Source organism: Streptantibioticus rubrisoli (genome assembly GCF_024436055.1).
In the GTDB taxonomy this organism is placed as follows: Bacteria; Actinomycetota; Actinomycetes; order Streptomycetales; family Streptomycetaceae; genus Streptantibioticus_A; species Streptantibioticus_A rubrisoli.
In genome coordinates, this window is the sequence record NZ_JANFNH010000027.1 from 73,496 (window position 1) to 84,676 (window position 11,181).

The 11,181-nt window shown below is 71.8% G+C and carries 11 protein-coding genes; 8 read left to right on the forward strand and 3 right to left on the reverse strand.

The window, feature by feature from the left end; all coding sequences use genetic code 11:
* Positions 1-78: 78 nt before the first annotated feature.
* Genes NON19_RS21215 through NON19_RS21225 form a run of 3 tightly spaced genes read left to right on the forward strand, consistent with a single transcriptional unit; the run spans position 79 to position 3,043 of the window.
* Positions 79-846, forward strand: coding sequence for a lysophospholipid acyltransferase family protein (locus tag NON19_RS21215; protein ID WP_255930322.1), 768 nt, complete (start codon positions 79-81; stop codon positions 844-846).
* A complete protein-coding gene (locus tag NON19_RS21220; RefSeq protein ID WP_372514215.1) occupies positions 847-1,851 on the forward strand; it encodes an NAD(P)H-dependent glycerol-3-phosphate dehydrogenase in 1,005 nt (334 codons plus the stop codon).
* Between the two features lie 43 nt (positions 1,852-1,894).
* Positions 1,895-3,043 carry a D-alanine--D-alanine ligase family protein gene (locus NON19_RS21225; RefSeq protein WP_255930324.1) on the forward strand — a complete coding sequence of 383 codons (1,149 nt, stop codon included), beginning with the start codon at positions 1,895-1,897 and terminating at the stop codon, positions 3,041-3,043.
* Between the two features lie 24 nt (positions 3,044-3,067).
* Here the strand turns inward: NON19_RS21225 and NON19_RS21230 are convergent, their stop codons facing one another.
* Together NON19_RS21230 and NON19_RS21235 are read right to left on the reverse strand one after the other, a co-directional pair.
* Complete coding sequence (locus NON19_RS21230) at positions 3,068-3,604, reverse strand: DUF3515 domain-containing protein (protein ID WP_255930326.1); 537 nt, start codon at positions 3,602-3,604, stop codon at positions 3,068-3,070.
* A gap of 19 nt (positions 3,605-3,623) precedes the next feature.
* Entirely contained in the window at positions 3,624-3,857 is a 234-nt protein-coding gene (locus NON19_RS21235; protein ID WP_255930328.1) for an Lrp/AsnC family transcriptional regulator, read from the reverse strand.
* A gap of 241 nt (positions 3,858-4,098) precedes the next feature.
* On the opposite strand from NON19_RS21235, the gene NON19_RS21240 reads away from it, so the two are divergent.
* Entirely contained in the window at positions 4,099-5,052 is a 954-nt protein-coding gene (locus NON19_RS21240) for a thiamine-phosphate kinase (RefSeq protein ID WP_255930330.1), read from the forward strand.
* Positions 5,053-5,168: 116 nt separating this feature from the next.
* Entirely contained in the window at positions 5,169-5,957 is a 789-nt protein-coding gene (gene thiD, locus NON19_RS21245; protein ID WP_255930332.1) for a bifunctional hydroxymethylpyrimidine kinase/phosphomethylpyrimidine kinase, read from the forward strand.
* Between the two features lie 119 nt (positions 5,958-6,076).
* On the opposite strand, the gene rpmB is transcribed toward thiD, so the two are convergent.
* Positions 6,077-6,262 carry a 50S ribosomal protein L28 gene (gene rpmB, locus NON19_RS21250; protein ID WP_014628431.1) on the reverse strand — a complete coding sequence of 62 codons (186 nt, stop codon included), beginning with the start codon at positions 6,260-6,262 and terminating at the stop codon, positions 6,077-6,079.
* Between the two features lie 289 nt (positions 6,263-6,551).
* Here rpmB and NON19_RS21255 point away from each other — a divergent pair, with 289 nt between their 5' ends.
* The 3 genes from NON19_RS21255 (at position 6,552) to NON19_RS21265 (ending at position 11,179) form a co-directional block, all read left to right on the forward strand.
* Positions 6,552-8,204, forward strand: coding sequence for a DAK2 domain-containing protein (locus NON19_RS21255; protein ID WP_255930333.1), 1,653 nt, complete (start codon positions 6,552-6,554; stop codon positions 8,202-8,204).
* Between the two features lie 169 nt (positions 8,205-8,373).
* A complete protein-coding gene (recG, locus tag NON19_RS21260; RefSeq protein WP_255930334.1) occupies positions 8,374-10,560 on the forward strand; it encodes an ATP-dependent DNA helicase RecG in 2,187 nt (728 codons plus the stop codon).
* 106 nt (positions 10,561-10,666) lie between these two features.
* Positions 10,667-11,179 carry a hypothetical protein gene (locus tag NON19_RS21265; protein ID WP_255930335.1) on the forward strand — a complete coding sequence of 171 codons (513 nt, stop codon included), beginning with the start codon at positions 10,667-10,669 and terminating at the stop codon, positions 11,177-11,179.
* The last annotated feature ends 2 nt before the right edge of the window (positions 11,180-11,181 follow it).

Consider the following 11,181-nt stretch of genomic DNA (forward strand, 5'->3'; position numbering starts at 1 on the left):
GGCCTGGGGCGAAACTTGTGCGGCTGTCCGAAAGCCCAGATGAAACCGTGGACAGCGCCAATCGAGGAGGATGTCCTGGTGTCCCGCCGCAGAATCGGCTTCTGGTACCGCTTGGCCGCCGTCATCGCGAAACCATGGCTCATCGTGTTCTTCAAGCGGGACTGGCGCGGAATGGAGAACATTCCGGCCGACGGCGGTTTCATCACCGTGGTCAACCACAACTCGTACCTGGATCCGCTCTCGTACGCGCATTTCCAGTACAACACCGGCCGCGTCCCGCGGTTCCTGGCCAAGTACGCGCTGTTCAAGACCCCGCTCGTCGGCACGATGCTGCGCCGCATCGGCCAGATCCCGGTCTACCGCGAGTCCACCGACGCGGCCAACGCCTTCCGGGCCGCCGTCGAGGCCATCAACTCCGGCGAGTGCGTGGCGTTCTACCCCGAGGCCACCCTCACCCGTGACCCCAACCAGTGGCCGATGGCGGGCAAGACCGGCGCGGCCCGGGTCGCGCTGCTCACCAAGGCGCCGGTCATCCCGGTCGCGCAGTGGGGCGCCAACGAGGCGCTGCCGCCGTACGGCAAGCTGAAGCTGTTCCCGCGCAAGACGTTCAGGGTGCTGGCCGGTCCGCCGGTCGACCTGTCCGCGTTCTACGACAAGGAGCCCACCGCGGAGACCCTGCGCGCCGCCACGGACGTGATCATGGACGCGATCACCGAGCTGCTCGCCGAACTGCGCGGTGAGCCCGCGCCCACGGAGCGTTACGACCACCGCAAGGCGGTCCGCGCGAAGCAGGCGGCGCAACGCGAGGCGGCGGCGACCGAGAACGAAGAGAAGAGTGGAGCGTAAGTGACGACGCGCTGCGCGGTGTACGGCACCGGATCCTGGGGCACGGCCTTCGCGATGATCCTGGCGGACGCCGGATGCGAGGTGGCCCTGTGGGGCCGCCGCGCCGCCCCGGTCGACGCCATCAACACCACCCGGTCCAATCCGGACTACCTGCCCGGCGTCGAACTGCCGCCCGGCGTACGGGCCACCACCGACCCCGCCGACGCGGCGCGCGGTGCGGACTTCGTGATCCTGGCCATCCCGTCCCAGACGCTGCGCGCCAACCTCACCGAGTGGGCGCCGCTGCTGCCCTCGAACGCGGTGCTGGTCAGCCTGATGAAGGGCATCGAACTCGGCACCGCCAAGCGGATGAGCGAGGTGATCGAGGAGGTCGCCAAGGCCGGTCCGGAACGTGTCGCCGTGCTGTCCGGCCCCAACCTGGCCAAGGAGATCGCCGCCCGGCAACCGGCCGCCGCGGTGGTGGCGTGCCGGGACGAGGCGGTCGCCCAGCGGTTGCAGGCGGCCTGCCACACCGCGTACTTCCGGCCGTACACCAACACCGACGTGGTCGGTGTCGAACTCGGCGGCGCGGTGAAGAACGTGATCGCGCTGGCCGTCGGCATCGCCGACGGCATGGGGCTCGGCGACAACGCCAAGGCGTCGCTGATCACCCGCGGACTGGCCGAAACCACCCGGCTGGGACTCGCGATGGGCGCCGACGCGCACACCTTCGCGGGTCTGGCCGGACTCGGCGACCTGGTGGCGACCTGCTCCTCACCGCTGTCCCGCAACAACACCTTCGGGCGCAACCTCGGGCGCGGTATGACTCTGGAGGAGACGGTCGCGGTCACCAAGCAGACCGCGGAGGGGGTCAAATCCTGTGAATCCGTGCTGGATCTGGCCCACAGGCACGGTGTCGAGGTACCGATCACCGAGACCGTGGTGGAGATCGTGCACGAGGGCAAACCCCCGCTCGTGGCGCTCAAGGAGCTGATGTCGCGCTCCGCCAAGGCCGAGCGTCGTTAGGGTGTCCGGAACCGAACGGTAGGGTCAGAGCGACATGAGCAACATGCCTTCTCTCCACAGCGGCGAGCAGCCGCCGCGCAAGCCACGGGTCGCCGTCGTCTTCGGCGGGCGCAGCTCCGAGCACGCCATCTCCGTCCTCACCGCGGGAGCGGTGCTGCGGGCCATCGACCGCACCAAGTACGACGTGCTGCCCATCGGCATCACCACCGACGGGCGTTGGGCGCTGACCGCCGACGACCCGGAGCGGATGGCCATCGCCGACCGGGCCCTGCCGAGCGTCGAGCAGCTCACCGAGTCACCCGAAGGCACGGTCGTGCTGCCGGTCGACCCGGCCAGCCGCGAGGTCGTCTACACCGAACCGGGCTCCGTCCCCAAGGCGCTTGGCGAGGTCGACGTGGTCTTCCCGGTGCTGCACGGCCCGTACGGCGAGGACGGCACGCTGCAGGGCCTGCTGGAGCTGTCCGGGGTGCCGTACGTGGGCGCCGGGGTGCTGGCCTCCGCGGTGGGCATGGACAAGGAGTACATGAAGCGGGTGTTCGCCTCCTTCGGGCTGCCGGTCGGCCCGTACGAGGTGATCCGGCCGCGCGAGTGGGAGCGCGACCCGGCCGCGGCCCGCAAGAAGGTGGTGGACTTCGCCGCCGAACACGGCTGGCCGGTGTTCGTCAAGCCCGCGCGGGCGGGCTCGTCCATGGGCATCAGCAAGGTCGACGACCTCTCGGGCCTGGACGAGGCGATGGAGGAAGCGCGCCGCCACGACCCCAAGGTGATCGTGGAGGCGCTGCTGTCCGGGCGCGAGATCGAGTGCGGGGTGCTGGAGTTCGAGGACGGTCCGCGGGCCAGTGTCCCGGCCTGGATCCCACCGGTCACCGCGCACGACTTCTACGACTTCGAGGCCAAGTACATCGACTCCGCCGAGGGCGTGGTGCCCGCGCCGCTCACCGCCGAGGAGACGGCCGAGGTGCAGCGGCTGGCGATCGCCGCGTTCGAGGCGGCGTCCTGCGAGGGCCTGGTGCGCGCGGACTTCTTCCTCACCGACGAGGGCGAGTTCGTGATCAACGAGATCAACACCATGCCGGGCTTCACACCGATCTCGATGTACCCACGGATGTGGCAGGAGAGCGGAGTCAGCTATCCGGAGCTGATCGACCGGCTGTTGCAGGCCGCGCTGCGCCGCTCCACCGGGCTGCGCTAGTCATGTCGTCCGGCGGCGCGCCGCTCAAAGCCCCGCCGGATCCGACTTCTTGACCGCGTCGGCGAGATCGGTGAGCGCGCTGATGTCACCGTAGGGGCCGGTGTACTTCGCCGGGATCGTCACCTCCACGAACGCCTTGCGCAACGTGGTGGCGCAGCGGACACTGCCGTCGGACTGCTTCTGAGGCAGCCAGTCCACGCCGTTGATCGACGCCGCGTCCGCCGTCGGGTTGTAATGTGCGCTGCCGGGATCGAGGACATCGGGGGTGGGTACTCCGCAGCGCAGCACGATGGCCGGGTCGCCCCACGCGGCGGTGAGGTCGGAGGCCGGGTGCGTGGCGTGCCGGGCCAGCCCGTTGACCTTCTCCGGCAGCGCGTTGTGCAGCGTCCGGCACAGCGTCGCCACGGCCGCCGACGGGGTCGGCACGGCGACGGTGTCCGGGGCGCTGGACGAACAGCCCGCCGCCGCCAGCAGAACGGCGGCGACGGGCAGGGAACCACGAAGACGAGCCAGTCGGGACAACTTGGACAAATGGCGCGGCCGGTGGATGGAAGAGCTCACCGACCGAGCATAGGCGGGGCTACAGATGGACGACCGGGCAGGTCAGCGTGCGGGTGATGCCGTCCACTTGCTGGACCTTGGCGACCACCATGCGACCGAGTTCATCGACGGTGTCCGCTTGGGCGCGCACGATCACGTCATATGGGCCGGTGACGTCCTCGGCCATGATGACTCCGGGGATGCTGGAGATCACCTCCGCTACGGCCGAGGCCTTGCCGACCTCGGTCTGGATCAGGATGTACGCCTGTACCACGGAACCTCCAGGGCGGCTACGAGGATCATGTGGGAAGGGGACGGCAACCGTACCGCGTCGTCGCGTGCGGCGGGGAGACCCGCGCGGTGCGATCGGCGCGGCGGGAGGGGGCGCCTCCCGTGCCCTAAGGCTATGGGGGCCGTCCCAGGGCGGCGGATTGACGAGCTGGCGGCCGGGCGGCCGACGGCCCGCGGGTGAAGGGGACTGCCTTGCGCAAGGCGTTGCTGAAGGAGCGAGTGGGATGAAGGGGACCGTGGGTGAGCTGGGGGAGTTCGGGCTCATCAGGGAGTTGACCTCCCGGCTCACCGCCACCCCGGCCGTACGGCTGGGGCCCGGCGACGACGCGGCCGTGGTGGCCGCGCCGGACCGGCGCGTGGTGGCCAGCACGGACGTGCTGCTGGAGGGGCGGCACTTCCGGCGGGACTGGTCCACAGCCTATGACGTCGGCCGCAAGGCGGCGGCCCAGAACCTCGCCGACATCGCCGCCATGGGCGCGGTGCCCACCGCGCTGTTGCTCGGCCTGGTCGTACCCGCCGAACTCCCCGCCACCTGGCCGACCGAGCTGATGGACGGGCTGCGCGATGAGTGCGACGTCGCGGGCGCGGCCGTGGTCGGCGGCGACGTGGTGCGCGGAGACACCATCACCGTGGCGATCACGGCCCTCGGCGACCTGCGCAACCGCCAGCCGGTGACCCGTTCCGGCGCCCGGCCCGGCGACCTGGTGGCGGTCACCGGGTGGTTGGGCTGGTCGGCGGCCGGATTCGCGGTGCTCTCCCGGGGGTTCCGCAGTCCGCGCGCGTTCGTCGAGGCGCACCGGCGCCCCGAACCGCCGTACCACGCGGGACCCGCCGCGGCCGACCTGGGCGCCACCGCGATGACCGACGTCAGCGACGGGCTGGTGGCCGACCTCGGGCACATCGCGGCGGCCAGCGGAGTGCGCATCGACCTGAAGTCCGGCGACATCGACGTGCCCGCGCAGATGAAGGACATCGGCCAGGCGGTCGGCGTCGACCCCATGCAGTGGGTGCTCACCGGAGGGGAGGACCACGCGATCGTGGCGACGTTCCCGGCGGACACCAAGCTGCCCGCCCGCTGGCGGGTGATCGGCGAGGTCGTGGCGGCCGGTACGCCCCTGGTGACCGTCGACGGAGCGCCGTGGGACCGCGCGGGTGGCTGGGACCACTTCGGCGGTTAGCGGCCCGCGGGTTCGGGGCGCGCCCCGGGACAACGAACCGACCGCACTCCAGAAAGATCCAACGTTCGAGGGCCGTTCACGGCCCGTTGAACGTGGACCCGTTAGGTTCGGTCATTATGAGGATTCCCCCACGTGTCCTGACCATCGCCGGATCCGACTCCGGCGGCGGCGCGGGCATCCAGGCCGATCTGAAGACGGCGCAGGCGCTCGGCGCGCACGGCATGAGCGTGATCACCGCGGTGACCGCGCAGAACTCGCTCGGTGTGCAGGGCGCCTGGGAACTGCCCGCCGACGCGGTGCGCGCCCAGTTCCGCAGCGTCGTGGACGACATCGGGGTCCAGGCCGTCAAGACCGGCATGCTGGCCTCCGCGGAGCTCGTGCGCACCGTCGCCGAACTGCTCGACGGCCTCGACGTGCCGGTGGTGGTCGACCCGGTCGGCATCTCCAAGCACGGCGACACCCTGCTGGCCACCGAGGCGCTCGACCCGGTGCGCGCCCGGCTGCTGCCCACCGCGACCGTCGCCACCCCCAACCTGGACGAGGTCGAACAGCTCACCGGCGTCAAGGTCACCGACGAGTCGGCGATGCCGGACGCCGCCCGCGCCATGCTGGCCTTCGGGCCGCGCTGGGTGCTGGTCAAGGGCGGGCATCTGCCCGGCGCCCCGGTCGACCTGCTCACCAACGGCACCGACGAGCACTGGTTCCGCGCCACCCGGCACGAGAACCGGCACACCCACGGCACCGGCTGCACCCTGGCCACCGCCATCGCCGTCCACCTGGCCAAGGGGATGGGCGTCCCGGAGGCCGTGGGCGCGGCCAAGAGCTATGTGACCGGGGCGATCGCCGCGGGCTATCCGCTGGGCGCCGGAATCGGCCCGGTGGACCACGCCTGGCAGTGGCGTTGAGCGGGAAGCGGAACGTCCGGCCTCTCCGCCCTTCCCACGGAAGGCAAAAATCCGGTCCACCGTCAGGTGGACCGGATTTCGATGAGCCGCAGGGCTGCGCTACGACGACGCGGTGGACGTCAGCGCGCGACCTTGCCGGCCTTGATGCACGAGGTGCAGACGTTGAGGCGCTTCGGCGTCCGACCGACCACAGCGCGCACCGTCTGGATGTTGGGGTTCCAACGACGGCGCGTACGGCGGTGCGAGTGGGAGATGTTGTTGCCGAAGCCCGGCCCCTTGCCGCAGACGTCGCAGTTGGCAGCCACGGGTCACTCCAAAGACTTCAGATGCACGTACGGTGAGTTCTCGGCGGCGGGCCGAGAGAAAGGCCCGACTGGTGCCGGGCAACCGGAGCAGCATACAACGCCCGCTCCGTACAGAAAAACTACCATGGTCCCCACGGCCCTCGCAGAACGGCAGCGGCCCGCAGGGTCTCCGTTGAGGGCGACGGGCAGAACGGCAGCCGCCCAGGCCGGGGCACCCTAGGGACCGCCGCGGGTCCCGGCGCCACTACTGTCGGGTGCCACACGTCGGCCGCCCCACAGGAGGAAACCGGTGCCGCACACGCTCGACGCCGCCGCGGTGCGCACCTGGTGCAGGCTGGCCCTGCGGGCGCTCGGCCAGGAGCGCGAGGAGATCGACGCGATCAACGTGTACCCGGTCGCGGACGGTGACACCGGCACCAACCTCTATCTGACCGTCGAATCCGCCGCCCAGTCCGTGGACGCCGTCTTCGACGGCTACGCCGCCTCGGGCGAGACCCCGTCGGTCGCCGACGCGGTACGCACCATGGCGCACGGCGCGCTGATCGGGGCCTGCGGCAACTCCGGCACCATCCTCGCCCAACTGCTGCGCGCCATGAGCGAGGTACTGGCCGAACAGCCGGACGCGGCCGGATTGCGCAAGGCGCTGCGGGCCGCCGCCGGGTCGGCGTACCAGGCGGTCGCCCACCCCGTCGAGGGCACCATGCTCACCGTAGCCACCGCCGCGGCCGACGCCACCGACGCCTGCGCCGCCACCGACGACCCGGCCGCCGTCGCCACCGCCGCCTACCAGGGCGCCCACGCCGCACTGGCCCGCACCCCCGCCCAACTCGACGTACTGGGCCGGGCCGGGGTCGTCGACGCGGGCGGACGTGGCCTGGTCGCGGTGCTGGGCGCGCTCGCCGAAGCGCTGAGCGGCGCCGCCCCGGACCGGCTGCCCGCCGCGCCCGGCCTGCACCCGCCGCTGGTGCCGTACGGCTGTGCGGACCACGGCCGGGACGCGGCGGGCGACCCGCACCTGGTGCCCGGCGGTCCCGCCTACGAGGTGATCTACCTGCTGGAGGCCCAGGACGCGGCCGTCGAACGGCTCAGGGGCCAGCTGGACGCGCTGGGCGACTGCCTGGTCGTGGTGGGCGGCGGCGGGCTGTGGAACGTGCACGTCCATGTCGATGACGCGGGCGCCGCCGTGGAGGCCGGGGTGGAGGCGGGACGGCCGTACCGGATCCGCATCACGCACTTCGGCGCCCCGGCCCCGGCCGCGCCATCCCGTCCGGCGACGGCGGCGGGCCGGGCGATCGTGGCCGTGGTCGAGGGCGACGGGCTGGCCGGACTGTGCGCCGAGGCCGGGGCCGTGGTCGTCCCGACGCGCCCCGGCGAACCGCTGGCCAGCGGCGAGGTCGCGCAGGTCGTCCGGCGGGCGGGGGCCCGGGAGGCGGTGCTGCTGCCCAACGAGGACGAGCTGCGGCCCACCGTCGCGGCGGCCGCGGAACGGCTGCGCGCCGACGGCGTGCGGGTCGCGCTGATCCCGACCCGGTCCGTCGTCCAGGGCATCGCCGCGCTCGCCGTGCACCAGCCGTCCCGCCGGTTCGACGAGGACGTGGTGGCGATGACGGCCGCCGCCGGGGCCACCCGCTACGCCGAACTGGCCGTCGCGGAGCACGAGTCGTGGACCATGGCGGGAGTCTGCCAGGCCGGGGACACCCTCGGCCTGATCGACGGCGACGTGGCCGTCATCGGCCGCGATGTGACGATCACCGCCATCACCGTCCTCGACCGCATGCTCGCCGCGGGCGGCGAACTGGTCACCCTGGTACTCGGCGAGGACGCCCCACCGGACCTGTCCGACCGCCTCCAGTCCCACGTCCGCGAATCCCACCTGGCGGTAGACACGATCACCTACGAAGGCGGCCACGGCAGCCGCCTGCTCCTGATCGGCGTCGAGTAACGCCCGAAAAGTTGTGGGCAGTCGTTCCGCAGGGCGGAGGGGGCACCTCCCAGCGGTAGCTGGGGGAGGGTGGGTACAACCGGACCGGCAGACGGCGACGGCGAGCACCCGGAACGGCGAGAAGCCGCCTAGGCCAAACTGTCCGTGCCATGCGCGAGTATGGACACCGATGGCACCCCTGACCGAACCCCTGCGCAAAGTGGTCGGCGACCGCACCGCAAAAGTGCTGGCCGACCACTTGGACCTGCACACCGTCGGCGACCTCCTGCACCACTACCCCCGCCGGTACGCCGAGCGCGGCGAACTCACCCGCCTCGCCGACCTCCCGCTCGACGAGCACGTCACCGTGGTGGCCCGGGTGGCCAAGGCCGAGAAGAAGACCTACAACCACGGCAAGGGCGTCCGCCTGGAGGTCGTGGTCACCGATGGCAGCGGCTCGCTGCAACTGGTGTTCTTCAACAAGGCCGCGCACTACCACCACCAGAAGCTGATCCCCGGTCGCCGCGGGATGTTCGCGGGCAAGGTCACGGTCTTCAACCGGGTGCGCCAACTGGCCCACCCCGACTACCAGTTGCTGGACGCGGAGGACGGCCAGGAGGCCGTGGACGCGTTCGCGGGCCGACTGCTGCCGCTGTATCCGGCGTGCAAGCAGATCGCCTCCTGGCAGATCGCCCAGTCCGTGGACACCGCGCTCAACTCCCTTGCCGCGACCGGCTGGACGGGTGTCGGCGAACCGCTGCCCGAGAAGCTGCGGGCGTCCCGAGGGCTGGCCCCGCTGCCCGAGGCGCTGGAGAAGGTGCACCGGCCGCGCACCAAGGCCGATATCGCCGCCGCCCGCGAACGCCTCAAGTGGGACGAGGCGTTCGTGCTCCAGGTCGCGCTGGCCCGGCGGCGCGCCGCCGACGCCGCGCTGCCCGCCGTAGCGCGGGTGCCGGGCGAGGACGGGCTGCTGAGCGCCTTCGACGCCAAGCTGCCGTTCACCCTCACCGAGGGCCAGCGCGCGGTCAGCGCGGAGATCTTCGCCGACCTGGCAACCGAGCACCCCATGCACCGGCTGCTGCAGGGTGAGGTCGGCTCCGGCAAGACGCTGGTCGCGCTGCGCGCGATGCTCGCCGTGGTGGACGCGGGCGGCCAGGCCGCGATGCTGGCGCCCACCGAGGTGCTGGCCCAGCAGCACCACCGGTCGATCACCGAGATGATGGGCGACCTGGCCGAGGGCGGGATGCTCGGCGGCTCGGACCTCGGCACCAAGGTGGTGCTGCTCACCGGCTCGATGGGCACGGCCGCCCGCCGCCAGGCGCTGCTCGACCTGGTGACCGGTGAGGCCGGGATCGTCATCGGCACCCACGCGCTGATCGAGGACACCGTCAAGTTCCACGACCTCGGGCTGGTCGTGGTGGACGAGCAGCACCGCTTCGGCGTCGAACAGCGCGACGCGCTGCGCGGCAAGGGCAAGCAGCCGCCGCACCTGCTGGTGATGACGGCCACCCCGATCCCGCGCACGGTCGCCATGACCGTCTTCGGCGACCTGGAGACCTCGGTGCTCGACCAACTCCCCGCCGGGCGCTCGCCGATCGCCACCCATGTCGTACCGGCCAAGGACAAACCGCACTTCCTGACCCGGGCCTGGGAGCGGGTGCGCGAGGAGGTCGAGGCCGGGCACCAGGCCTACGTGGTGTGCCCGCGCATCGGCGACGAGGAGGAGCCGAAGAAGAAGTCCCCGGAGGACGAGGCGGAGCGCCGTCCGGCGCTCGCGGTGCTCGACGTCGCCGAGCAGATCGCCAAGGGGCCGCTGCGCGGCCTGCGGGTGGAGGTGCTGCACGGCCGGATGGCGCCGGACGCCAAGGACGAGGTGATGCGGCGGTTCGCCGCCGGGGAGGTGGACGTGCTGGTCGCCACCACCGTCATCGAGGTCGGGGTGAACGTGCCGAACGCCACCGCGATGGTGATCATGGACGCCGACCGGTTCGGCGTCTCGCAGCTGCACCAGTTGCGCGGCCGGGTCGGGCGGGGGAGCGCGGCAGGCCTGTGCCTGCTGGTCAGCGAGATGCCCGAGGCCAGCTCCGCACGGGCGCGGCTGGACGCGGTGGCGGCCACGCTGGACGGGTTCGAGCTGTCCCGGATCGACCTGGAGCAGCGCCGGGAGGGCGATGTGCTGGGGCAGGCGCAGTCCGGCACCCGGTCGTCCCTGCGGATGCTCGCGGTCATCGACGACGTGGAGGTCATCGAGGCGGCCCGCGAGGAGGCCACCGCGCTGGTCGCCGAGGACCCCGAACTGGCCGGTCATCCGGACCTGTTGAGCGCGTTGGACAGTCTGGTCGACGCCTCCCGCGAGGGGTATCTGGAGAAGGGCTGAACGCGGTCTCGGGACCGGTGAATTGTCAGACCCCCCTGGGAGAATGGAACCAGTCCGAGCCAATCCGACCGTGGATGGGCTGACTTGGACCCTAGGGGGCTGGATCATGGCGTTTCGCCATCTGAACGAACTGCCGCTCGGCGACAAGGTCTTCCGGATCGAACTCGCCAGTGAGGACGACACCACCGTCACGCTGACGCTCAGCGGCTGGAGCGAGGCCGACCCGCAGACGCCGCTGGCCTCCGGCCAACTGCGGCTGCCGATGGGGGACGTGGCGACGGTGCGGATCGCGCTGAACCGAGCGCTGCGCGCCCTCGCCCTCGTCGCCGACGTGGCCGAGCCGATACCTGACCGCGATGTGCTGCGCGAGCTGTTCCCCGGGCACGGGGCGCCGTGGGTGCCGCAGCACGAGGAGGAACTGTTGCGTCGCTTCCACGACGGGGAGTCCATAGCGCGGACCGCCGCGCGCTTCGGGCGCACCCCGGACTCGGTCCGCACCAAGCTGCGCGAGCTGGGACACGACCCGCGCAACCCCGAACACTGCCCTCCGGACGGCTGCCTGTCCTGGTCCCGCTACGCCTCCCCAACCCTGGTCGGCTCATCCCCGGAAAACCCGTAGCC

Excerpts from the sequence above, each read along its gene's own strand:
- NON19_RS21240 (WP_255930330.1), top strand. The coding sequence starts at position 4,099 with ATGAAGGGGACCGTGGGTGAGCTGGGGGAGTTCGGGCTCATCAGGGAG.
- thiD (WP_255930332.1), top strand. The coding sequence starts at position 5,169 with ATGAGGATTCCCCCACGTGTCCTGACCATCGCCGGATCCGACTCCGGC.
- NON19_RS21225 (WP_255930324.1), top strand. The coding sequence starts at position 1,895 with ATGCCTTCTCTCCACAGCGGCGAGCAGCCGCCGCGCAAGCCACGGGTC.
- recG (WP_255930334.1), top strand. The coding sequence starts at position 8,374 with ATGGCACCCCTGACCGAACCCCTGCGCAAAGTGGTCGGCGACCGCACC.
- NON19_RS21265 (WP_255930335.1), top strand. The coding sequence starts at position 10,667 with ATGGCGTTTCGCCATCTGAACGAACTGCCGCTCGGCGACAAGGTCTTC.